General features: G+C 73.6%; 20 protein-coding genes. 12 read left to right on the plus strand and 8 right to left on the minus strand.

Features of this window, described 5'->3' with window-relative positions; translation table 11 throughout:
- Nucleotides 1–11: 11 nt before the first annotated feature.
- The gene (locus PATMI_RS0114315) at nt 12–1,205 is read left to right on the plus strand and encodes a low temperature requirement protein A (RefSeq protein WP_026911382.1); all 1,194 of its coding nucleotides are present in this window, start codon (nt 12–14) and stop codon (nt 1,203–1,205) included.
- Nucleotides 1,206–1,276: 71 nt separating this feature from the next.
- Here PATMI_RS0114315 and PATMI_RS30220 read toward each other — a convergent pair whose 3' ends face one another.
- Complete coding sequence (locus PATMI_RS30220; RefSeq protein ID WP_051471659.1) at nt 1,277–1,795, minus strand: winged helix-turn-helix transcriptional regulator; 519 nt, start codon at nt 1,793–1,795, stop codon at nt 1,277–1,279.
- 72 nt (nt 1,796–1,867) lie between these two features.
- Here PATMI_RS30220 and PATMI_RS30225 point away from each other — a divergent pair, with 72 nt between their 5' ends.
- The gene (locus PATMI_RS30225; protein ID WP_036725877.1) at nt 1,868–3,307 is read left to right on the plus strand and encodes an MFS transporter; all 1,440 of its coding nucleotides are present in this window, start codon (nt 1,868–1,870) and stop codon (nt 3,305–3,307) included.
- 125 nt (nt 3,308–3,432) lie between these two features.
- On the opposite strand, the gene PATMI_RS30230 is transcribed toward PATMI_RS30225, so the two are convergent.
- On the minus strand, nt 3,433–4,806 hold the full coding sequence (locus PATMI_RS30230) for a DEAD/DEAH box helicase (RefSeq protein ID WP_051471663.1): 1,374 nt from the start codon (nt 4,804–4,806) through the stop codon (nt 3,433–3,435).
- A 320-nt stretch (nt 4,807–5,126) separates the two neighbouring features.
- Here PATMI_RS30230 and PATMI_RS30235 point away from each other — a divergent pair, with 320 nt between their 5' ends.
- From PATMI_RS30235 to PATMI_RS30245, 3 genes are all read left to right on the plus strand, one after another.
- Nucleotides 5,127–6,221: a mechanosensitive ion channel family protein gene (locus tag PATMI_RS30235; protein ID WP_051471665.1), complete on the plus strand. Its 1,095-nt coding sequence runs from the start codon at nt 5,127–5,129 to the stop codon at nt 6,219–6,221.
- A gap of 120 nt (nt 6,222–6,341) precedes the next feature.
- The gene (locus tag PATMI_RS30240) at nt 6,342–8,702 is read left to right on the plus strand and encodes a putative bifunctional diguanylate cyclase/phosphodiesterase (protein WP_036725880.1); all 2,361 of its coding nucleotides are present in this window, start codon (nt 6,342–6,344) and stop codon (nt 8,700–8,702) included.
- Between the two features lie 18 nt (nt 8,703–8,720).
- Nucleotides 8,721–9,950 (plus strand): NAD(P)/FAD-dependent oxidoreductase, encoded by a 1,230-nt coding sequence (locus PATMI_RS30245; protein ID WP_051471668.1) that lies wholly within the window; start codon nt 8,721–8,723, stop codon nt 9,948–9,950.
- 80 nt (nt 9,951–10,030) lie between these two features.
- Here the strand turns inward: PATMI_RS30245 and PATMI_RS0114350 are convergent, their stop codons facing one another.
- Complete coding sequence (locus tag PATMI_RS0114350) at nt 10,031–10,228, minus strand: hypothetical protein (RefSeq protein WP_026911383.1); 198 nt, start codon at nt 10,226–10,228, stop codon at nt 10,031–10,033.
- Between the two features lie 76 nt (nt 10,229–10,304).
- Here PATMI_RS0114350 and PATMI_RS0114355 point away from each other — a divergent pair, with 76 nt between their 5' ends.
- From PATMI_RS0114355 to PATMI_RS0114380, 6 genes are all read left to right on the plus strand, one after another.
- Nucleotides 10,305–10,823 carry an RrF2 family transcriptional regulator gene (locus PATMI_RS0114355; protein ID WP_026911384.1) on the plus strand — a complete coding sequence of 173 codons (519 nt, stop codon included), beginning with the start codon at nt 10,305–10,307 and terminating at the stop codon, nt 10,821–10,823.
- 102 nt (nt 10,824–10,925) lie between these two features.
- Nucleotides 10,926–11,720, plus strand: coding sequence for a Fe-S cluster assembly ATPase SufC (gene sufC / locus PATMI_RS0114360; RefSeq protein WP_026911385.1), 795 nt, complete (start codon nt 10,926–10,928; stop codon nt 11,718–11,720).
- 148 nt (nt 11,721–11,868) lie between these two features.
- Nucleotides 11,869–12,705 carry an undecaprenyl-diphosphate phosphatase gene (locus PATMI_RS0114365; RefSeq protein WP_026911386.1) on the plus strand — a complete coding sequence of 279 codons (837 nt, stop codon included), beginning with the start codon at nt 11,869–11,871 and terminating at the stop codon, nt 12,703–12,705.
- Between the two features lie 465 nt (nt 12,706–13,170).
- A complete protein-coding gene (locus PATMI_RS0114370) occupies nt 13,171–13,740 on the plus strand; it encodes a hypothetical protein (protein WP_026911387.1) in 570 nt (189 codons plus the stop codon).
- Between the two features lie 127 nt (nt 13,741–13,867).
- A complete protein-coding gene (locus tag PATMI_RS0114375; RefSeq protein ID WP_026911388.1) occupies nt 13,868–14,473 on the plus strand; it encodes a TetR/AcrR family transcriptional regulator in 606 nt (201 codons plus the stop codon).
- Nucleotides 14,474–14,542: 69 nt separating this feature from the next.
- Nucleotides 14,543–15,793, plus strand: coding sequence for an aminotransferase class V-fold PLP-dependent enzyme (locus PATMI_RS0114380; RefSeq protein ID WP_026911389.1), 1,251 nt, complete (start codon nt 14,543–14,545; stop codon nt 15,791–15,793).
- 49 nt (nt 15,794–15,842) lie between these two features.
- Here PATMI_RS0114380 and PATMI_RS30250 read toward each other — a convergent pair whose 3' ends face one another.
- From PATMI_RS30250 to dctA, 4 genes are all read right to left on the minus strand, one after another.
- The gene (locus PATMI_RS30250) at nt 15,843–17,075 is read right to left on the minus strand and encodes an esterase-like activity of phytase family protein (protein WP_036725883.1); all 1,233 of its coding nucleotides are present in this window, start codon (nt 17,073–17,075) and stop codon (nt 15,843–15,845) included.
- A 66-nt stretch (nt 17,076–17,141) separates the two neighbouring features.
- On the minus strand, nt 17,142–17,822 hold the full coding sequence (locus PATMI_RS0114390; RefSeq protein WP_026911390.1) for a response regulator: 681 nt from the start codon (nt 17,820–17,822) through the stop codon (nt 17,142–17,144).
- Complete coding sequence (locus tag PATMI_RS0114395) at nt 17,819–19,510, minus strand: ATP-binding protein (RefSeq protein WP_026911391.1); 1,692 nt, start codon at nt 19,508–19,510, stop codon at nt 17,819–17,821. The genes PATMI_RS0114390 and PATMI_RS0114395 overlap by 4 nt, the downstream gene beginning before the upstream one ends.
- Before the next feature lie 79 nt (nt 19,511–19,589).
- Complete coding sequence (dctA, locus tag PATMI_RS30255; RefSeq protein ID WP_084269961.1) at nt 19,590–21,053, minus strand: C4-dicarboxylate transporter DctA; 1,464 nt, start codon at nt 21,051–21,053, stop codon at nt 19,590–19,592.
- Nucleotides 21,054–21,227: 174 nt separating this feature from the next.
- Between dctA and sufU the strand changes: the two genes are divergently transcribed.
- Nucleotides 21,228–21,665, plus strand: a complete 438-nt coding sequence (sufU, locus tag PATMI_RS0114405; protein ID WP_026911392.1) for a Fe-S cluster assembly sulfur transfer protein SufU — start codon at nt 21,228–21,230, stop codon at nt 21,663–21,665.
- Here sufU and PATMI_RS0114410 read toward each other — a convergent pair.
- Nucleotides 21,662–23,131, minus strand: a complete 1,470-nt coding sequence (locus tag PATMI_RS0114410; protein WP_245604171.1) for an MFS transporter — start codon at nt 23,129–23,131, stop codon at nt 21,662–21,664. The genes sufU and PATMI_RS0114410 overlap by 4 nt on opposite strands.
- Nucleotides 23,132–23,135: the final 4 nt, after the last annotated feature.

Genomic DNA, 23,135 nt, shown 5'->3' on the forward strand with positions numbered 1-23,135 from the left:
AGATCCCGCGCGTGTCCGACCGACCAGCACACGCGCCCCGCCTCCGGACCGTCGCCCGGGGGGACAGCGCCCGGGTCACGCCGCTCGAGCTCTTCTTCGACCTCGTCTTCGTCCTCGCGCTGACGCAGTGCACCGCGCTGATGGCCCACGACCCGTCGTGGGAGGGCATCGCGCGGGGGCTCCTCGTCCTGGCGGTGCTGTGGTGGGCGTGGGTCGGCTACTCGTGGCTGACGAGCGTGATCGACCCGGAGGAGGGGGCGGTCCGGATCGTGATGTTCGCCGCGATGGCGGCGTTCCTGATCGCCGCGCTGTGCATCCCGAAGACGTTCGAGGACCTCGGCCTGCTGTTCGCGGGGTCGATCCTCGTGGTCCGCGCGCTGCAGATCGTGCTGTTCGTGCTCGCCAGCCGCGACGATCCCGACCTGCGCTCCTCGGTGATCGGCCTGGCGGCGAGCACGGCCGTGGGCGTCGGCCTGATCGCGGCGGCGTCGGCCGCGGACGGGTTCCTGCAGGGCGCGCTGTTCGCCCTGGCGATCGTGCTCGACATGGGCGGGCCGTTCTTCTTCGGGATCGCCGGGTGGAAGCTCGTCCCCGGCCACTTCGCCGAGCGCCACGCCCTGATCGTGATCATCGCCCTCGGGGAGTCGATCGTCGCGATCGGCATCGGGGCGGAGGAGCACGTCGACGCCGGGGTCGTGTTCGCGGCGGTTCTCGGCGTCGCGATCGCCGCGGCCCTGTGGTGGATGTACTTCGACGTCGTCGCGCTCGTCGCGGAGCGGCGGCTGGAGCAGGCCGAGGTCGGGCGGGAGCAGAACGGGATCGCCCGCGACTCGTTCTCGTACCTCCACCTGCCGATGGTCGCGGGCATCGTGCTGCTCGCGCTGGGCCTGAAGAAGTCGCTGGGCCACGTCGGGGACCACCTGTACGTCGAGCCCGCGGCCGCGCTGCTCGGCGGGGTCGCGCTCTACACGCTCGCCCACGTGGCGTTCCGCTGGCGCAACCTGGGGCGCTTCAGCGTCCACCGGCTGATCGCCGCGGTCGTCGTCGTGGCGTTCCTCCCCGTGGCCACCCACGTCCCGGCGACCGCCACCCTGGCGTACGTGCTCGCCGTCCTCGTCGCGCTGATCGTCTACGAGACGATCCGCTTCGCGGAGCTCCGGGACCGCCTGCGGCACCAGGCCGCGGGCGCCCACGGGGTGGACTGAGCCCGCCGCGGGCGCCCACGGGGTGGACTGAGCCCGCGGCCGCCCGGGGCGGTCGCGTCCCCGCGCCGGGCTCAGGCGGGGTCGGGCGCGAGGTTCCGGGTCTCCACCGGCTCCTCTGGCGGCGTCTCGAGGCCCCGGGCGATGAGCGCCGGTCCCGGGATCGCCTTCACGCTCCAGGCCGAGAGCGGCTCGCCGCACCTGTCGCACATGAGGTGGACGTCGGGATGCCCGCCGCAGCGCTTGTGGACGATCACGCGGGGCGGCCCCTCCGGCTCGGGGTAGTGCTCGTCGCCCCACTGGCGGAGGTGCTCGATGACCGTCCACAGCCCGAGGCCCTTCTCGGTCAGCACGTACTCGAACCGCGGCGGGCGGTCCTGGTACGGCCGGCGCTCCAGGACGCCCTCGTCCACGAGGCGACGCAGGCGCGCGGTGAGCACGCTGCGCGTGACGCCGGTGTGCGACTGCAGGTCGTCGAACCGCCGCACGCCGAGCATCACGCTGCGGACCAGCAGCAGCGTCCAGCGCTCGCCGACCACCTCCAGCGACCGTGCGACGGAGCAGACCTGGGTGTCGTAGTCCCGATGCAGCACATGTCCACCGTAACACGGTCCAGTGATGCGACCTGCGGACTCCCACCCACTACACCGGGTACAGTGCATCGCATGAAACAACTTATGCAACCCGCGTCCCCGCCGGCGCCCGGGCGCGTCCTCCTGATCGTCGCGTCGGCGGTCTTCCTCGCGAGCCTCGACCTGTTCATCGTGAACATCGCCTTCCCGGACATCGAGGACGCGTTCTCGGGCAGCTCGGTCTCGGGCCTCTCCTGGGTGCTGAACGGCTACGCGATCGTGTTCGCGGCGCTGCTCGTCCCCGCCGGACGACTCGCGGACCGGTTCGGGCGGCGCCGGGCGTTCCTGCTCGGTCTCGGGGTCTTCGTGGGGGCGTCGGCGGCCTGCGGCCTGGCGTGGTCGGTGCCGTCCCTCGTGGGATTCCGCGTCCTGCAGGCGGCCGGCGCGGCGCTCCTGATGCCGAGCTCCCTCGCGCTCCTCCTCGACGCGTTCCCGGCGGAGCGGCGCGCGAAGGCGATCGGCGCGTGGGCCGGCGTCGGTGGTGTCGCGGCCGCCCTCGGGCCGCCGCTCGGTGGCGTGCTGGTGACGCTGTCGTGGCGCTGGGTCTTCCTCGTCAACCTGCCGGTGGGGGTGGCGGCGATCGTCGCCGGTCGCCGCGTCCTGCGCGAGTCGCGCGACGAGTCCGACCTCCGGCTCCCCGACGCCCTCGGCGCGGCCCTCCTGATCGCCGGCGTCAGCGCGCTGTCGTGGGCGCTCGTCGACGCGCCCGACGTCGGCTGGGGCAGCACGAGGACCGTCCTCCTGCTGGCGGCCGGTGCCGCCCTGCTCGTCGGCGTCGTGCTCCGGTCCAGGAGCCTCGACCGCGCGCACGCGCCGATCCTGGACCTCGAGCTCTTCGGCGCCCGGGCGTTCTCGCTGGCGTCGCTCTCGGCGTTCCTGTTCTCGGTCGCGTTCGCCGCGATGCTGCTCGGGAACGTCCTCTTCCTGACGGGGCCGTGGGACGAGTCGGTGCTCGTCGCCGGGCTCTCGCTCGCACCGGGGCCGATGCTGGCGGCCGTGGTCGCGGTGACGTCGGGCCGCCTCTCGGCCCGGATCGGTCAGGGGCCGACTGCCGTGCTCGGGAACCTCGTCTTCGGCGTCGGCGTGCTCTGGTTCCTCTGGCGCGCGGAGCTCCGCCCGGACTACGTCGGCGCGATCCTGCCCGGCATGGTGCTGACCGGCATCGGCGTCGGCCTGCTGCTCCCGAGCGTGTCCACGGCGGTCGCGTCGACGCTTCGGCCGTCGCGGTTGGCGAGCGGCTCGGCCGTGCTCACCGCGTCGCGGCAGCTCGGGTCGGTGCTCGGCGTCGCGGGACTCGTGGCCGTCTACGGCGCGCACGCGGGCCCCGACCCGCTCGACGCGTTCCGGGCCGGGTGGATCTTCATGGCGCTCGCCTGCGTCGTGGGCGCGGTCGCCGCAGCGGGGATCGGTGCCGCCCACCCGCGCGCCGCCCCGGCGCAGGACGGTGCGGCGCCGGCGGTCGCGCAGTCCTAACGGCCGGACGCACGACGGGCGCGACGGGCGACCGTCGCGCCCGTGGCGCGGAGCATGTGACGGGCGGCGTGGCCGCCCGCGGGTGGCGGTCCGCCGACGCGCGGCGGACCGGGCTCCGACCGGGCTCAGCGGCCGCCGCGGCCGCCCTGGCCCTGGCGCCCGCCGGACCGGCCGCCGCGGCCACCGGAGCCGCCGCGACCGCCGCCGGAGCCCTCGCCACCGCGGGAGCGGCCGCCGAAGCCGCCGCCCTGGTGGTCCGAACGGCTCTGGCCGTGACGCCCGTTGCGGCCGCCCTGGCCGCCGCGGCCCTCGCCGCGCGGCTCGCGCGGCTGACGGGAGCCCTGCTTGCGCTGGACGCCCGGGCCCTTCTCGCCGGGGGCGCCGACGCGCATGCCGGCGGCCTCGAGCTGCGGGCCGAGGTTCAGGTCACGGGCCATGACGCCCATGTCGAGCCGCTCCTCCGGCTCGACGAACGTGACGCCGATGCCGGTCTTGCCCGCGCGGCCGGTGCGGCCGACGCGGTGCGTGTAGGTCTCCATGTCGACCGGGATGTCGTACTGGATGACGTGCGTGACGTCCTCGACGTCGAGGCCGCGCGCCGCGACGTCCGTGGCGACGAGGGTCGTGACCTCGCCCTCCTCGAAGGCGGCCAGGGCCTTGCGCCGCTGCGCCTGCGAGCGGTTGCCGTGCAGCGCGACCGAGGGCACCTTGGCCTGGGCGAGCTTGCGGACGAGCTTGTCGGCGCCGAACTTCGTCTTCACGAAGACGACGGCGAGGCCGCGGTCGCGGTCCTTGAGCTGGTCGACGAGGTGGTCGACCTTGTCGTCGCGCGTGACCTGGCGGAAGCGGTGCTCGATCTTGCCCTGGTCCTTCTTCTCGTGCTCGTACTCGATGAGCAGCGGCTGCTTCGTGTACGCGCGGGCGATCTCGCCGACGCGGCCGTCGAGCGTCGCGGAGAGGAAGAGCGTCTGGCGCTCCGTGCGGCACTGGGAGACGATGCGCTTGACGGCGGGCTGGAAGCCCATGTCGAGCATGCGGTCGGCCTCGTCGAGGACGAGCATCTTCACGTCGGCCAGCGAGACCGCGCGGCGCTGGAGGAGGTCCTCCAGGCGGCCCGGGGTCGCCACGAGGATGTGCGAGCGCGTGGCCAGGCGGGCCTGCTTCTCGATGCCGGCGCCGCCGAACACGGCGGTGATGGCGAGCGCGCGGGAGTGCGCGATCTCGCGGATCTCGTCGACGATCTGCGTCGCGAGCTCGCGCGTCGGGACGAGGACCAGCGCGCTCGGGCGGGGATCCTCGGCCTCGATGCCCTCGACGAGTGCGACGCCGAAGGCGATCGTCTTGCCGGAGCCGGTGGGGGAGGCCACGAGCACGTCGCGGCCGGAGAGGGCGTCCGGGAGCACGAGCTCCTGGATGGCGAAGGGGGACTCCATGCCGCGGTCCGCGAGTGCGGTGGCGACGGCGTTGGACACGCCGAGGTCGGCGAAGGTCTGGGACATGATGCTCCTCTGAGAGGACGTGGCGAGCTGCGATGCCGGCCGGTGGGAGCGCTCAGCTACCGGCCGCGACCGTGCCCGTCCACGAAGGGGGAGCGGGGCGTCGCGCGTGGAGAGAACGCGGGAACAGGTGGGTTCGGGAGCGACGCGGAGGAGCGGACTCCGTCGGCGTCGGCGCACGAGCGCACTGGACAAGAGACTACATGGCGGGCCCCTCGACTGCGTGAGGGGGGACACGGCGATGCGCCGGGAATCCCGCGAGGTGCAGGGACGACGCGGAGGACCTCGGCGCATCCCCGGCGCGCTTCGTTACGGTCGACCGCGTGAGTCTCCTCTCGACAACCGCACCGATCCTGGCGCAGTCGTCCACGAAGTCGGCCGCCGCCGTCCAGGCCGCCGCCGACCGCAAGCTGGACCGCGCCGAGAAGGCCTGCGGCGAGGCCGGCAGCTGGCAGGGCGACCTCTGCAGGCACATCTACGACGGCTCGACGGGCCAGCCGTGGAACAAGCTGGCCGCCGACGTCGTCCACTGGCTGACGACGAGCTTCCTCGACATCCTCGTCATCTTCGTCGTGGCCTGGATCGTCAACCGCGTCGCGCGCCGGATGCTCGTCAAGGTGGGCCGCGCCGGCACGGGCGGCCGCCTGACCCGTGGCTTCTCGAAGGTGAAGAAGCTGACGCCGAGCGTCCTGCAGGAGACCCAGGAGATCGGGGTCCGGGGCGAGCAGCGCCGCGAGGCCGTGCTCGGGATCCTCAAGAGCATCGTCAGCGGCCTGATCTACGCCACCGCCATCTTCATGGCGCTCGGCAAGGTCGGGATCGACCTCGGGCCGCTGCTCGCCGGTGCGGGCGTCGTCGGCGTGGCGCTCGGCTTCGGCGCGCAGACGCTGGTCGGCGACTTCCTGTCCGGGATCTTCATCCTCGTCGAGGACCAGTACGGGGTCGGTGACGAGGTGACGTTCCGCCCGAAGTCCGCGTCGGGCGAGCCCGTCGTCGGCGTCGTGGAGGCGCTCAGCCTCCGCAACACGCGGCTGCGGGCCATCAACGGCACCGTGTGGCACGTCCCCAACGGCGAGATGCGCGCGGTCGGCAACACCAGCCAGCACTGGTCGCGCGCCGTGCTCGACGTCCCGGTCGCCCACGGGGTCGACATCCAGCGCGCCAAGGAGGTCATCGCGCGGGCCGCCGAGTCGGTCCGCGAGAACGACCCGGCGATCCTTGAGCCGCCGGCGGTCTGGGGCGTGCAGTCGATGAGCCCGAACGGGATCACGATCCGCCTGGTGATCAAGACGACCCCGTCGCAGCAGTGGCGCGTGACCCGCACCGTGCGCGAGGCGCTGATCGCGGCGTTCGACAAGGAGGGCATCGAGATGCCCGTCGCCGAGTCGCCCACCGGCGTGGACATGCCCGCCACCTGACCGACCCCCGGGGCCGCGCGGGCGACCGGCGCCGCACCCGGCCCGTGCGGGGGAAACCGCGTGCGGCCCTGCACGCACGGTTGCCCCGTGGGGCCGGACGCGGCGTAGCATCACGGGGACGTGATCGCCCCGGACCACCGACGCGATCCACCGCCTCCGGCGGCGGCCCGGAGCCACGCCGACCGGTGGAGGATCGCGGTCGTCGGCGTCGCCGTCCTCGTGGTGGTCGCGGTGGTCGCCGCGGCGCTCGGCCACGACGGTGGCACCGGCCTCGTGGAGAGCCCCGTCCTGCGGCTCGCCGAGGCGCTCCTCCTCGCAGCGGCGCTCGTCGGGGTCCTCGGTCGCCGGACAGGCCCTGCGACGACCGCCGGGCGTGCCGCCCGGCTCGCCGTCGCCGTCGTCGGCGTCGGCATGCTCGCGGTGCTCGCGGCGTTCGTCGTCGATCCAGGGACGGGCGGCCGGCTCTACGGCCCGTTCCCCACCGACGTGCTCCAGATGACCCTGGCCCCGCTCGTGGCCGGCGTGCTGCTGACGCTCGGCCGCCCCGTGCAGAACCGCGCGCAGGCGCTGCGGATCGTGATGGACGGCGCGGCGATCGCGTGCTCGACGATCGTGCTGGGCTGGTACGTCGCCGTCCGGCCGCTCCGCGACGTCGCGCTCGGCTCCGACCTGACCGCGACGGGCGCGATGGCCTACATCGTCCTCGACGCCGTGGCGTTCGCCCTGGGGCTCCTCGTGCTGTCGCGGGCGTCCGCCGACCTGCGGCGGACCGTCGCCGTCGCGGTCGTCGGGCTCGCGGTCCTGCTGTTCGCCGACGTCGCCCGCATCGCGCACTACCTCCCGGGACCGCAGGGGTCGAGCGTCCTCAGCGAGCTCGGCGTGATCGCCGCGCTCGCGTGCTTCGCGGTCGCCGTCGTGCTGCCGCGCCGCGCTCCCGCCGGCGGGCGCGAGGTCGTGACCGAGGGCTGGCCGTGGTGGCTCACGATGCCGTACACGTTCCTCATCCCCGTCGCGGTCGTGCTGATCGTGGCGGCCCGCCGCGGCGACGCCGACGAGCCGATGGTCGTGGGCGCGGCGGCGATCATCATCGTGCTCGGCTTCCGGCACGTCGTGGCGGTCCGCGAGAACGAGCAGCTCAACGGCCGGCTCCGGCGCTCGGTGCAGCAGCTCGCCCACCGGGCGGAGCACGACGAGCTCACGGGGCTCCTGAACCGCAGTGGCCTGATCGACCGGCTCGACCGGCTGCGGGCCTCGCACGACGAGGACGCCGGCCGGCCGCTCGCGCTGCTGTTCATCGACGTCGACCGCTTCAAGGGCATCAACGACACGCTCGGTCACACGGTCGGCGACGCGGTGCTGCACGCGATCGGCGGGCGGCTCGAGGAGCTGGTGACGGGGACGGGCGGGATGGCCGCGCGGTTCGCGGGCGACGAGTTCGTGCTCCTCTTCCCGGGCATGGCGACGGAGGACGAGGCGCTGCGGATCGCGCAGGACGCCCTCGACGCCGTCGAGCGCCCGATCGCCCTGGCGGACGGCGGCGAGGTCGTCGTGACGGCATCGGCGGGCGTCGCGATCAGCCCCCGCCTGATCGACGGCGAGACGATCGTCCGCGAGGCGGACCTCGCGATGTTCGAGGCGAAGTCCGGCGGCCGCGCCCGGGTCGAGCTGTTCGAGGAGGACCTCCGGGCGCGCAGCCACGACCGGATGGAGATCGAGCAGGAGATGCGCCGCGCCCTGACCGACTGCGCAGGCTCGTTCGAGGTCCACCTGCAGCCGCTGGCGCTGCTGGACGAGGACCGCCTGTGGGGCGCGGAGGCCCTGATCCGCTGGCGCCACCCCGACCACGGGATGATCCTCCCCGGACGGTTCCTGCCGGTGGCGGAGGAGAGCGGGATGATCATCGCGCTCGGCGAGCACATCCTCGCCGAGTCGTGCGCGGCGGCGGCCGCGATCCCGGGGCTCATCGTCTCGGTCAACCTCTCCCCGCGCCAGATCCACGATCCGCTGCTCGTCGCGACGGTGCGTGAGCAGCTCGCGCTCCAGGGCCTGCCGCCGACGCGGCTCTGCCTGGAGGTCACGGAGGACGTCCTCGTGGACGCGCGGACGATCTCGGTGCTCGAGGACCTCCAGGGGCTCGGGGTCCGGGTGGCGATCGACGACTTCGGCGTCGGGGCGTCGTCGCTGCGCCAGCTCCGCCGGATCCCGGGCGCCGTCGTCAAGATCGATCGGTCGTTCACGGAGCGGCTCGACGGCGACCAGGGCGGCGACGACCGCGTGATGATCAAGGCGCTGGTGTCGATCGCCGAGCAGCTCGAGCTCGAGATCGTCGCCGAGGGCATCGAGCGGCAGGCGCAGCTCGAGATCGTCCGCGACCTCGGGGTCACGATCGGGCAGGGGTGGCACCTCGGGGTGCCCCAGCGCTCCGCCGCCTTCGTCACCGCCCGCGGCGGCCGACCGCTCGTCCGGCGGACCCGGCGCTGACGAGATAGCGTCGGTGCCATGACGAGCACCGACAGCACGGACGTCCTGATCATCGGAGGCGGGGTCGCCGGCGCGGCGGCCGCCAAGACGCTCCGCGAGGGCGGCTTCGAGGGCCGGATCGTGCTCGTCACGCGCGAGCTCGACGCCCCGTACCACCGGCCCCCGGGCTCGAAGGAGCACCTGCGCGGCGAGGCGTCCCACGACGACGCGCTGGTCGTCCCCGCGGCGTGGTGGACGGAGCACGACGTCGACCTGCGGCTCCGCACGAGCGTCCTGTCGCTCGACACCGACGAGAAGGTCGCGAAGCTCCAGACGAAGGAGCTCCTGTCCTACGACCGGGCGCTGGTCGCGACCGGCGCGATGGTCCGGCGCCTGAAAGCGGAGGGCACGGGGCACCACGGCATCCACTACCTGCGGTCGCTCCGCAACGCCGACGCGATCCGCGAGGACCTCGCCGAGGTCGGGAAGGACGCGAAGGTCGTGCTCGTCGGCGGCAGCTACATCGGGACCGAGGTCGCCGCGAGCCTCGCGTCCGAGGGCTACGCCGTGACCGTCCTGATGCAGGAGGACGAGCCGCTCGAGCGGTCGTTCGGCGCGGAGGTCGGCGCCTGGGTCCGGGCGCGCCTGACGCAGCACGGCGTCGAGGTCCGCGGCGGCGTCGAGGTCGAGGCGTTCACGGGCGAGGACCCGGAGGACGGCAAGAGCCGCGTCACCGCCGTCCGCCTCGCCGACGGCAGCACCGTCGACGCGTCCGTCGTGGTCGTGGGCGTCGGCGCGACGCCGGACGTGATGCTCGCGAAGAAGGCCGGGCTGGAGCTCGGGGAGTCCGGCGGCGCGATCGCCGACGACCGCCTGCGCTCGTCGGCCGAGGGCGTCTGGCTCGCGGGCGACGTCTGCGAGTACGCGTCGTCGCTCCACGGCGGCCGGGTGCGGATCGAGCACGAGGACGTCGCCGAGCAGCAGGGCGCGTTCGTCGCCCGCCAGTGGCTGGGCGAGGACGAGCCGTACGCGGTGGTCCCGTACTTCTTCAGCGATCTCTCCGACTGGCTCTCGCTCGAGTCGGTGTCGGTCACGCACGGCAGGCCGTTCGACGGCACCCGGATCGAGGGCAGCCTCGACGACGACGCGTTCGCCGTCTGGCTGCTCGACGGCGACCGCGCCGTCGGCTACGCGTCGTTCAACGGGGCCGGCGACCTCGACGCCGCCCGCGAGGTCCTGCGGTCCGGCGGGCCGGTGCCGTCGGCCTGAGTCCGGCCCGGGAACGACGACGGGCCCCGTCGGGGCCCGTCGCGAAGCTCGGGATCGGCGGCCTGCCGGCCGCCGGGCGCTCAGACGTCGACGACGACCTTGTCCGGGTCCTCGGGGCGCGCGCCGCGCTCGTACTCGAGGTTCTCCTTGCGCTCGCCGGCGACCTGGGCGATCGCGTACATGACGGGGATCACGGCGAAGGCCGGGATGATGATGCCCCACAGGACGATCAACCAGATCGTGAACGTGGACGCGCTGGTGCTGGCGAGCAGGGTCATGACCGGTGCAGCATATCCGACGGTCCCGGCGTCGGCCACGCCGCCCTTTCCTACTGCGCTGGTAGGGTTTGAGGCCGTGATCTTCACGACCAAGGCCGAGTACGGCGTCCGGCTCATGGTGCGGCTGGGCGAGCTGCCGGGCGACGAGCCCGTCTCCCTGAAGACCGTCGCCGAGACGGAGCGCCTCCCGCTCGCCTACCTCGAGCGGATCGTGGCCCTGCTGCGCAAGGCGGAGCTCGTCACGAGCACCCGCGGCGCGCACGGCGGCTACCGGCTGGCGCGGCCGGCGTCCGAGATCCGGATGGACGAGGTCATCATCGCCCTCGAGGGCGCGGTGGCCCCGATGTCGTGCTTCGTCGACGACCGCGAGGGCGAGCGCGATCCGGACCGCGTGCTCTGCTCGCACCTCGACGACAGCGGGTCGGGGTGCGCGACCAAGCTCCTCTGGACCCGCGTGCAGGGCGGCGTGTTCCGCGCCCTCCAGCAGACGACGCTCGCGGAGCTCGTGTCGTTCCAGTCCCCCGGTGACGCCGACCACGACCGCACCGGTCCTGCGCCGGTGCTCTCCGTCCGTCCGCCGGCCGCCACCGTCTGACGTCCCTCCGGCCGGCCTCCTCACGGGTCGGCGGAGCACGGTGCGTCGCCCCGGCGCCGCACCACGAACACCCACCCCTCCACCCCAACACCCGGAAGACCGATGGCTGACCTCGAGATCAAGAACCTGCACGCCCGAGTCGCGGACGGCGAGAAGCAGATCCTCAAGGGTCTGAACCTGACCGTGAACCGCGGGGAGATCCACGCCCTGATGGGCCCGAACGGCTCGGGCAAGTCCACGCTGGCCAACGTGATCATGGGCAACCCGCAGCTCGAGGTCACCGAGGGCCAGATCCTCTGGAAGGGCGAGGACATCACCGAGCTCGACCCGGACGTCCGGGCGCGCAAGGGCCTCTTCATGGCCTTCCAGTACCCCGTCGCGATCCCGGGCGTGACGATCGTGAAGTACCTGCGGATGGTCCTGAACGCGCACCGCGAGGAGCGCGGCGAGTCCGAGATCAAGCTCAAGGACTTCCGGCAGCTCGTGCAGGGCGAGATGGAGCGCGTCAACGTGCCGAAGGAGTTCGGCTCGCGCTACCTCAACGACGGGTTCTCCGGTGGCGAGAAGAAGCGCCTCGAGATGCTCCAGCTCGCCCTGCAGCGGCCCGAGGTGGCGATCCTCGACGAGACCGACTCCGGCCTCGACGTCGACGCGCTGAACATCGTGTCGCAGGCGGTCAACGCGGTGAAGGCGGAGTCCGAGCTCGGCGCGCTGATCATCACGCACTACCAGCGGATCCTGCACCTGATCAAGCCGGACCGCGTGTCGATCCTCGTCGACGGCCGGATCGTCAAGGAGGGCGGCCCCGAGCTCGTCGAGCAGATCGAGACCGAGGGCTACAAGGCCATCCGCGCCGAGGCCGAGGCGCTGGGCGCCGACGTCTCGACCGTCGCCTGATCCACGCCTGACCTGTGAGCCCCGCCCCGCGACGCTCGGGGTGGGGCCCGTACTCCCTACGGGTGCCCCGAGCCCGGTCGTCGTCCTGTGAGACCCGCCCCGCGACGCTCGGGGTGGGGCCCGTACTGTTCCCCGGGTGACCACCGGGATGCACACGTGGGAAGCCGCGATCCTCGGGGCGGTCGAGGGGCTCACCGAGTTCCTCCCCGTCTCCTCGACCGGGCATCTCACGATCACCGAGAAGCTCATGGGCTACTCGATCGACGACCCGGACGTCACGGCGTTCACGGCGATCATCCAGATCGGCGCGGTGCTGGCGACGGTGATCTACCTCCGCGCCGACATCATCCGGCTGCTCTCCGCGTTCTTCCGCGGCGTCGCGAGCCCCGAGCAGCGGCAGACGCGCGACTTCCGGTTCGCGATCTACGTCCTGGCCGGCTCGATCCCGATCGGGATCATCGGCCTGGCGTTCAAGGACCAGATCGAGACGACCCTGCGCTCCCTGTGGTTCGTCGGCTTCGCCCTGATCCTCTTCTCGGGCGTCATGTACTGGGCCGACAAGGTCGGCACCCAGCGTCGTCAGGAGGGCGACATCACCCTGCGCGACACGCTGACCATCGGCATCGCCCAGTGCCTCGCGCTGATTCCGGGCATCTCCCGCTCCGGCGCCACGATGTCGACCGGCCTGCTGCTCGGCATCGACCGGGTCGCCGTCACGAAGCTCTCGTTCTTCCTCGCGATCCCTGCGCTGGCCGGCGCGACGGTCCTCCAGTCGGTGTCGGAGTTCGACAACATCGCGGACGGCGTCGGCTGGGGTCCGACGCTCCTGGCCACGGCGGTCTCGTTCGTCGTCGGCTACGCGGCGGTCGCCTGGCTCCTGAAGTTCATCTCCAGCCACGGGCTGGGCATCTTCATCAAGTACCGCGTCGCGCTCGGCACCGTCGTGCTGATCCTGGTCGGCACCGGGGCGCTCAGCCCGACCTGAGCGTCCCCGGACCGCCTGTCCCCCGACCGCCGGCCGACGACGGGAGCGAGGTCCCCCTCGTCCGTTCACCGCTTCGCGGCTCGGACGCCGGACACGGGGTCGACGGTCCCGGTCGTCCGGGAGCCTGCTCCTCGCCTCCCGTTCGCGGCGCACCACCAGCCACAGGACCGCCAGCGTCCCGGCCAGCAACAGACCGTTCTGCGCGAGCTTGGCGCCGATCGGCACCCCGTCGGGGACGGGGGCGAGGAAGCCGACGAGGGTGCGGCCGACGAGCGCCCCGCCCGCCAGCGCACCGATCTCGCGAGCGCCCCAGCTCCGGGTGGTCGCGCGACGGCGCGCGAGGAGCGCCGCCGCGACGAGCGCCGGGGCCAGGACCGCGACGCCGGGCCACGTCCACGGCACCATGTCGAGGAGGCCCACGCCCGCGAGGCCCGCCAGGACGAGCCACCGCGACCGCGATCGCCGGTGGCCGCGAGGGACGACCGGCCGGCCGGCCCGCGAGAACGCGAGGGCGACGAGCGCGGCGACGACCCCGAGGACGACGACCGTCTGCGTCGCCGTCGGACGCGAGTCGTAGATCCGGACCCCGTCCGCGCGGATGAAGGCCGCGGCGACGAGCCAGAGCCCCACCGTCACCGCGACGCCGCAACGCCCGAGCAGGGGCCGGCCCCGGTGCCGCGGCGCGAGGGTCGCGAGCAGGGCGAGCGGTGCGCCGATGCTCATGACGACGTGGCCGACCGTCCAGGTGAGGGCGGTGTAGGCGCTGACCCCGAGCGGCGCGATCAGCGTGCCCTGCCGCATCTCGTCCCAGTAGTCGACGTCGTCGCGGTGCGCGCCGAACAGCGCGAGGTCGACGACGCCGCTCATGAGCAGACCGAAGCCGCCGGCGAGCAGCAGGATCCCCGTCCATCCGAGTCCCCGGCGCGCGGCGACCTCGCGGATCAGCAGGGCGGCGCCGCCGTAGAGGGGCGCGAGGATCAGCAGGGAACCGGCCATCACGGGGAGATCGCCCGTCGAGGGCAGGTAGGCCTGTAGGTACTCGGCACAGATGGGGGCGCCGACGACGAGGAGCAGCACCGCGCATCGGCGCTCGCGGAAGGGGACCATGCGGCCACCGTAGCAGTTAATGGAGTGCGCACTCTAGTTATGATGGGGTCGATCCATGGCCCGCCCCGTCGACCCCGAGCGCCACCTCCGGCGCCGCCTGCACATCATCGACGCGGCCCTCACGCGCTTCGCCGCCGACGGCTTCGACGGGGCCTCCACCGCGGCGATCTGTCGCACCGCCGGGATCGGCTCGGGCACGTTCTTCCACTACTTCCCGACGAAGGTCGACGTGCTCCTGGCGATCCTCGAGCTCGGCACCGACGAGGCCTCGGCGTTCTTCCGCACCCAGGACGGACGCGACGACCCGGTCGAGGTCCTGCTGGCCTACGTCGATCACGAGGCCGACAGCCTCCGCGACGAGCGGGCCGGCGGCTTCGTCCGCGCGGTCGGCGCCGTCGCGACCCACGAGCGCGTCGCCGTCGCCCTGGCCCGACACCAGGAGGTCGTCCGGGACGCCCTGGCGCCGTGGGTGCAGCGTGCCCGGGACGCCGGGGCGATCCGCACCGACCTCCCGGCGGCCCAGACCATCCGCTGGGTGCTCGCCCTGATCGACGGCTTCGCCACGCAGACCGCCGAGGGCCCGGGGTTCGACGCCCGCGCCGAGAGCGCGGTCCTGCTCGACACGGTCCGGCGGTTCCTCCGGCCGGCCGACGGGGGGTGAGGGGTGGCACGGACGACCGCGTGCGGGGCGTCCGAGGGATTCCCGTCCGCAGGAGTAGGGTTTGGCGCGATGTCCGACGTCGCCGCCTCCACCGCACCCGCCACGCTCGACGTCACCGCGGTCCGGGCGCAGTTCCCGTACCTCGAGCGTCCCGAGGGGATCGTCTACCTCGACAGCGGCGCGTCGGCCCAGAAGCCGCGGCCGGTGCTCGACGCGATGTACGACTTCGGGGGCTCGCACTACGCCAACGTCCACCGCGGCGTGCACCGCCTCGCCGTCGAGGCCGACCGCGGATACGACGCGGCGCGGGCCACGATCGCCGCCTTCGTCGGGTCGACGCCGAAGGAGACGATCGTCGTCAAGAGCGTCACCGAGGCGATCAACCTCGTGGCGCAGACCTGGGGTGCGACGAACGTGGGGGAGGGCGACGAGATCGTCATCACCCAGATGGAGCACCACGCGAACCTCGTGCCGTGGCAGCAGCTCGCCATCCGCAAGGGCGCGACCCTGCGGTACCTCGAGGTCGACGGGGAGGGCCGCATCGACCTGGGCCAGCTCGACGGGTTCCTCGCCTCCGGGCGCGTGAAGCTCGTCGCCGTCGCGCACGTCTCCAACGTCCTGGGGACCCGCAACCCGGTCGCCGAGATCGTCCGGCGGTCGCACGCCGCACGGGCCCGGGTCATGGTCGACGGGGCCCAGGCCGTCCCGCAGGAGCCCGTCGACGTCACCGCGCTCGGCGCGGACTTCTACGGCTGGACCGGCCACAAGCTCTACGGCCCCACCGGCATCGGCGTACTGCACGTCCGACGCGACCTGCTCGCCGACATGCCGCCGTTCCTCACGGGTGGCGACATGATCAACATCGTCGACTTCCACGAGACGAGCTGGGCGGGCGGCATCCAGCGCTTCGAGGCCGGGACGCCGCCGATCGTCGAGGCCGTCGGCCTCGCCGCCGCGTGCGACTGGGTCGACTCGATCGGCGGGCCGGCCGCGGTCCTCGCCCACGAGGAGTCGATCACGGCCTACGCCCTGCGGCGACTCGCCGAGGTCGAGGGCCTGCGGGTCGTCGGTCCGCCGGAGGCCCGGGACCGCGGGGCGCTGACCTCGTTCGCCCTCGACGGGCTGCATCCGCACGACGTCGCCGAGATCCTCGCCCGCAACGAGGTCTGCGTCCGCGCCGGCCAGCACTGCGCCGAGCCGCTGCACCGCGCGATCGGCATCCCGGCGACGACCCGCGCGAGCTTCGGTGTCACGACCACGCGCGAGGAGATCGACGCGCTGATCGACGCGCTGGCCGAAGCGCGCCGCATCTTCAGTTGAGCGGCGCCAGGCGTCCGCGGACCTCGGTCCACGAACGCCCGGTATCGACTCAACGGCGGAGCCCCGGCACGTCGACCTGGATCAGCTCCGTGTCGTCGGCCTTGCCCGGCTGGCGGCCGGCGTCGAACGGGAAGTTGTTGTCGTTGGCGACGAGGACGCGGTCGCCGCCGATCGGCAGCACCGACTCGACGGAGACGAACGGGAACTTGAACGGCTGGCCCAGACCGAAGGTCCCCGGGGTCTCCTGCGTCACGCCCGGGTTCCTCAGGTCCAGCAGGTCCGCGACCTGCCGCTTGACCAGGGCGCCCGAGGCGTCGGTGCGCCGGAGGTCGACGACGTAGAGCCGCTTGACGACGGCCTGCGGGCCGCCGAAGTTGTCGCGCTCCAGCACGAGCAGCCGGTTCTTGTCCAGCGCCTGGGCGTCGGCGACGAACGTGTCGGCGCGCTCGGTCCGGTAGACCCAGGTGCGGCCCGTGTAGCGCGAGCGCCGCGCGTCGAACTCGTGGACGACGTGGCGGGTCTGGTCGGCCTCGGTGGTCAGCGCCTTCTCGGTGATCGGCAGGAGCGTCCGGCCGTCGGGCAGCGCGGCGGTGGCCTCGAAGCCCCCGCTGGCCGGCAGGTTCGGCGTCTCGCCGGCCGCCAGGTCGGGGCTCTGCGGGCTCTTCACGCCCGGCAGCGGCACCGGGGCCTCGAGGACCTTGCCGGTGCGGTCGACGTGCAGCAGGTACGGGCCGAACTCGTCGCCGATCCACAGGCTGCCGCGGTCGCCGCGCTGGATCGACTCGACGTCGAAGTCGGCGCCGGTCAGGCGGCGGTCCGCGCGGGTCAGCGGGAACGGCACCTTGTGGTCCGTGTCGCGGAGGGCGAGCGTCTCCTTCACCGCGACGCTGCCGGTGCCGCCCCGGGCGGTGTGCCAGCTCGGCCGGACGCGGTGGACCGCGAGCAGGAAGTCGGCGGAGTTCGTCTTCGCGCCGAACCCGTTGTCGGGGAGGCCCAGGACGTCGCCGTCGCGCTCGGCGAGCACGCCGGAGAACCCGGGGACCGGCTGGCCGGGGAACGGCGGGGTGACGCCGTTGATCGTGGCGGTGCCGAGCGCGGCGCCGGACGGCCCGCCCGGCAGGTACGTGGTGGCCGGCAGCGCCGCGCGGGCGATCAGCGTCGGCACGGCCGGCGGCTTGGGCGGCTTCGGCCCGCCGGGGCGGCCGTGGGCGTCGGCGGCGGCCGGCGCGGCGAGCACCGCGGCGGTCGCGAGGAGGGGGAGGATCGGGCGTGGGGAGCGCATCCGCGCCAGCCTGTCGCGGCCCGGGCGTGACGGTGTCACGCGTCCGTGAAGTGGGCGGGCGGCCGCTCAGCGCACCCAGAGGTACCGGTGCTCCGGGCGCCCGGAGCTGCCGTACCGCATCGAGAGCTCGGCGCGCCCCTCGCCGACGAGGTGCTCGAGGTACCGCCGCGCGGTGACGCGGGAGACGCCGGTGCTCGCGGCGACGTCGACGGCGGAGCACTCACCGTCGGCACCCTGCAGCGCTCCGGCGACGAGGTCGTAGGTCGGGCGCGAGAGGCCCTTCGGCAGCGCCGGTGCCGCCGACCCGCGGAGTCCTGCGAGCAGGGCGTCGACGCCGTCCTGGTCGGCCTCGCGGGCGCCGCCGGTCACCGCGCTCCGGAACGCCGCGTAGCGCTCGAGCTTGTCGGCGAACGCCGCGTACGCGAACGGCTTGACGAGGTACTGCACGACGCCCGAGCCGATCGCCCGGTGGACCGTCGCGACGTCCCGCGCGGCCGTGACCGCGATGACGTCGGGCCGCGGGCCGGCCGCGGCCTGGATCCGCCGGCAGACCTCGAGGCCGTGGAGGTCGGGCAGGTAGAGGTCGAGCAGGACGAGGTCGATCCCGCCCCGGGCGACGGCCTCGAGCGCCTCCGCTCCGCGGTGGGCGACGCCGACCGCGGCGAACCCCGGGGTCCGGTCGACGAACCCGCGATGGACGTCGGCGACGTGCGCGTCGTCGTCGACGACGAGGACCCGGACCGTCACCGGGCCCCCGCCCCGTCGGGGGCCGCGTGCCGGACCGGCAGGAGCGCGCGGACCAGCGCGCCGCCGCCCGGCCGGGGCTCGGCCGCGACGGTCCCGCCGAGGCGCTCGGCGGCCCCCGCGACGAGCGCCAGGCCGACCCCGCGGCCGCCGGGCCCCGACCGCTTCGTCGAGAACCCGGCCGCGAAGAGCCGGTCGTGGTCGCCGGCCGGGAGCCCGGCCCCGTCGTCGTCGACCTCGATCACGAGCTCGCCGTCGACGACGCCCAGGACGAGGCCGACGTGGCCGCGGGCGCCGGACGCGGCTCCCGTGGCGTGCGACGGCGTGCGGTGATCGTCCGCCCCGTCCGACACCGTGCCGCCGCCGTCCGCGCCGTCCGCCGCCGCGTCGATCGCGTTGTCGAGCAGGTTGCCGACGATGGTCACGAGGTCCGCGGCCGGGATCCCCGTCGCCGGGACGCGGCCGTCCTCGTCGACGCGGAGCGCCACGCCGCGCTCGCGCGCGACGGCGACCTTGCCGAGCACGAGGGCCACGAGCGCCGGCTCGTCGATCCGGGCCTCGAGGTCGCGCAGGAGGTCGGACGCGAAGGCGGCCTCGTCGCTGCCGAAGCGGACCGCCTCGTCGGCGCGCCCGAGCTCGACGAGCCCGACGATCGTGTGCATCCGGTAGGCGGCCTCGTGGGCCTGCGCGCGCAGGGCGTCGGTCATGCCGCGGACGGCGTCGAGCTCGCGGCCGAGCGCCTCGAGCTCCGTGCGGTCGCGCAGGACGGTCACGTCCCCGGTGCGCCGTCCGCCGACGACGGTCGGCGTGCGCGAGACCACGAGGACGCGGCCGCCGACGGCGAGCGTCGCGTCCCGGATCGTCCCGTCGGACGTCAGCAGGTCCGCCGCGCCCGCAGGGAGCCCGAGGTCCGCGACCCGGCGTCCCTCGGCGTCGGCGGGGAGCCCGAGCAGCCCGCGCGCCTCGTCGTTGACGAGCGTCAGGCGGCCCTCGGCGTCGGACACGAGGACGCCCTCGCCGATCGCGTGGAGCGTCGCGTCGTGGTGGCGGTAGAGCGCCGTGATCCGCTCCGGCTCGAGCCCCAGCGTCTGGCGCTTGATGCGTCGCGCGAGGAGGAGGGACAGCGTCCCGCCGATCGCGAACGTCGCGAGCGCGAGGAGCAGGAGTCCCGGGACCTGCTTGCCGGCCAGGGCCCCGATCCGGTCGAGCGTCACGCCGACGGCGACGAGCCCGACGATCCGGCCGCTCGCGTCGCGGAGCGGCGCGACCGTGCGGACCGACGGCCCGAGCGTCCCGCGGTAGCGCTCGGTGAACTCGCGGCCGGCGAGCGCCGGGGCGATCCGGCCGACGAACGGCTTGCCGATCAGCGACGCCGTCGGGTGCGTGATGCGGGTGCGGTCGGGGCGCATGACGGTGATGAACGACATGCCGCTGCCCCGCCGCATCCGCTCGACGAGCGGCTGCAGGGTGCGGGTCGGGTCGGGGCGGGTGAGCGCGCGGGGCACGGTCGGGTCGATGGCGAGGATCCGGGCGATCGCGCGCGTCTCGTCCCGGTGCTGGTCGTACGTGCGGTCGCGGGCGGTGAGGAGCGCGACGACCGCGCCGACGGCGACCACGACCGCGACGACCACGAGCTGCAGGCCGAGCAGCCGGGTCGCGAGGCTCCGGTCGGTCAGGAGGCGCCGCGGCACCGGCTCATGCTTCCACGCCCGGCGCCGCTCCGGGCGGCACCGGTCGTCGCCGCGCCGCGCAGCACGTCGCGACCCCGCCTCAGGCGACGCCGCCGCCGACGAGGTCGGGGGTCCGGCTCCCGACGGGCGACGGGCGCCGCTCCGGGTCCCCGGCGACCGGGGCCGGCGGGCCGGCGGGTGCCGTGCCGTGGGCCGGGACGTCGCCGGCGACGGGCTCGGCGTCCTCGACCGGCGCGACGTACGGCAGCTCCCCGGCGAGCACCTTGCGGGCCCGCTCCTCGTCGAAGAGCCCCTCGGACCGCGCGACGACGATCGAGGCGACGCTGTTGCCCACGACGTTCGTCAGGGCGCGGCACTCGGACATGAACTTGTCGATGCCGAAGATCAGCATGATCCCGGCGACCGGCACGGTGCCCAGCGACGAGAGCGTCGCGGCGAGCACGATGAACCCGGAGCCCGTGACGCCGGCCGCGCCCTTGGAGGTCAGGAGGAGGATCCCGACGAGCCCGAGCTGGGCGCCGAGCGACAGCGTGATGTCCTGCGCCTGGGCGACGAAGAGCGCGGCGAGCGTCAGGTAGATCGCGGTCCCGTCGAGGTTGAACGAGTAGCCGGTGGGGACCGTGAGGCCGACGACCTGCTTGGACGCCCCGAGGTGCTCGAGCTTGCGCATGACGTTCGGCAGCACCGACTCCGACGAGCTCGTGCCGAGCACGATCAGCAGCTCGTCCTTCATGTACCGCAGGAGCTTGAAGATGTTCACCCCGTTCTTCCAGGCGATGCCGCCGAGGACGACGAGGACGAAGAAGAGGGACGTCCCGTAGAAGATGAGGATGAGCTTCAGGAGGCTCGTCAGCGCGTCGGTGCCGTACTCGCCGACCGTGTAGGCCATCGCGCCGAACGCGCCGATCGGGGCCGCGTACATGACGAGGCCGACGATCTTGAAGAAGACCTGGGCGATCGTGTCCACGCCCGCGGCGATCGGCTTGCCCTTCGCGCCCATGAGGTTCAGCGCGACGCCGAAGAGGATCGCGAAGAACAGGACCTGGAGGATCTCGCCCTCGGCGAAGGCCCCGACGACGCTCGACGGGATCATGTGGGTGATCACCTCGTACCAGCGCTGCGACTCGCCCTGGCCGATGTAGCCGGAGACCGCCTCGCTGACCTGGATCTTCGACGGGTCCGCGTGGACGCCGACGCCGGGCTGCAGGACGTTCATGACGACGAGCCCGAGCACGAGCGCGATCGTCGTGACGACCTCGAAGTAGAGGAGCGACTTGCCCCCGATGCGGCCGACCTTCCGCAGCGAGTCGAGCGAGCCGATGCCCGCGACCACCGTGCAGAAGATGATCGGCGCGATCACCATCTTGATGAGGCTCACGAAGGACGAGCCGACCGGCTCGAGGCTCGCGGCGAAGCCGGGCGCCAGCGCGCCCAGGATCCCGCCGGCGAGGATGCCGACGAGCACCCAGAAGTAGAGCCGTCTCGTCCAGGGCTTCCGGGCGGTCGGCGTGGCGGTCGTGTGCGGTACGGGGGTCGTCGTCATGTCCGTGGCTCTCTCGAGGGATCCGGATGCCACGACGGACGTCGTGGCGCTGATCGAGGAACCTAGGACGGTCTGTGACCCCGGTCACGCTTGTGGTCGTTGTGGTCGTAGGCGGCGTTGCGGTCGCGACCGGAAGACCGGGCGCGTCGCCCCACCTGCGACGATGTAGGGGTCATGGACGAGCTGTACCGCGAGAACATCCTCGACCACTACAAGCGCCCGCGGAACTGGGGCGTGCTCGATCCCGCGGACCTCGAGTTCGAGGACAAGAACCCCTCCTGCGGCGACCAGCTGAAGGTGATGATGCGCGTCGACGACGACGGCATCGTCACCGACGTGAAGTTCGACGGCCACGGCTGCGCGATCTCCCAGTCCTCGGCGTCGATGGCCTCCGAGGAGCTCGTCGGCAAGTCGGTGGACGAGCTGCGCGCGCTGGACCAGGACTTCATCCTCGACCTGCTCGGCATCGACATCTCGGCGACGCGCATCAAGTGCGCGCTGCTCTCCCTGAAGATCATCAAGTCCGCCGCGATCGGCGCCTCGGTGGACTGGGAGGACGACACCGAGGCCGTGCCGCCCCCGAGCGGCACGGGCCCCGCCGCCGGGTTCTAGTCCGCGGCGCCCATCGACGCCCGGCCGGTCGGCCGCGCCGCCGCACGCGCGCGCTCCCCGGAGGGCCGGAGGAACGCGACCGTCGCGACGGCCGCGAAGACCATCAGCAGCATCATCACGTGGAACGCGGCGGTGAAGCCGTCGGTCGCGGCCAGCGCCGGCGCCGTGCCGCGGGCGAGCTCGTCGCCCGTGCGGGTCGTCGCGATCGTCACCATCGCCGCGATCCCGATCGCCGCGCCGATCTGCTGGCCGGTCGTCAGCATCGCCGACGCCAGGCCGCCGTCGCGGTCCTCGGCGCCGCCGGTCGCGATCTCCATCACGACGACGAACGCGGTCCCGACGCCGTAGGCCGTGAGGACGAGGCTCGGCGCGAGGTGGCCGACGTACGAGCTCTCCGGCGTCAGCGTGCTCATCAGGTACAGGCCGACGGCGGCCAGCAGCATGCCGCCCGCCACCGGCAGCCGCGGGTCGACCCGCGTCAGGAACCGGCCGGTGACGACCGACGCGAGCCCCATCGACACGCTGAACGGCAGGAACGACAGCCCGGTCTGCAGCGCGCCGTAGCCGAGCACGCGCTGCATGAAGAGCGTCTGGAAGAAGAACATCGCCATCAGCCCGCCGGCGGCGAGCAGCACCAGGCCGTTGGCGATCATCGGCTGCCGGCGACGCAGCAGGGTGCGGGGGAGCAGCGGCGAGGCCGACCGGGCCTCGGAGACCGCGAACAGCGCGGCGAGCACCAGGACGCCGCCGAACCCCGCGAGCGTCCGGGCGGACGTCCAGCCGGCGCCGTCGGTCTCGACGACGGTGAAGACCAGGAGCAGGAGCGACGCCGTGCCGAGCAGGGCGCCGAGCACGTTCGGGGCCGTGCGCGCCGCGGACAGGTCGTCCTTCGGGATCACGCGCGGCACGAGCGCGAGGGCGATCGCCGCGACGGGGAGGTTGATGAGGAAGACCCAGCGCCAGTCCAGGGCCTCGGTGATCGCGCCGCCGGCGAGCAGGCCGGTCGCCGCGCCCAGGCCGATCAGGCTCGCCCACGCGGCCAGCGCCCGGCTGCGCCCGGGGCCCTCGGCGTAGGTCGCCAGCAGGATCGCCAGGGCGGCGGGGGAGAGCATCGCGGCGGCCAGGCCCTGCACGGCGCGGGCGCCCACGAGGACCTCGGGCGACCACGCGGCGCCGCAGACGGCGGAGGCGGCGGCGAACGCGGCGAGGCTGACCGTGAACATCCGGCGCGCCCCGACGCGGTCGGCGATGCGCCCGCCGATCAGGAGGAACCCGCCGAACGTCAGGAAGTACGCGTTGACGACCCACGAGAGGTCGCGCTCGGAGAACCCGAGGTCCTCGCCGACGGTCGGCAGCGCGACGTTCACGATCGTGTCGTCGAGGATCAGCATGAACTGCGCGACGCACGCGAGCAGCAGGATCACCACGGGTGCCACGGCGCGGGTGGTGGGGGTGGGCGAGGACATCGTG

Origin of the sequence: Patulibacter minatonensis DSM 18081 (assembly GCF_000519325.1) — a bacterium.
Taxonomy (GTDB): Bacteria; Actinomycetota; Thermoleophilia; order Solirubrobacterales; family Solirubrobacteraceae; genus Patulibacter; species Patulibacter minatonensis.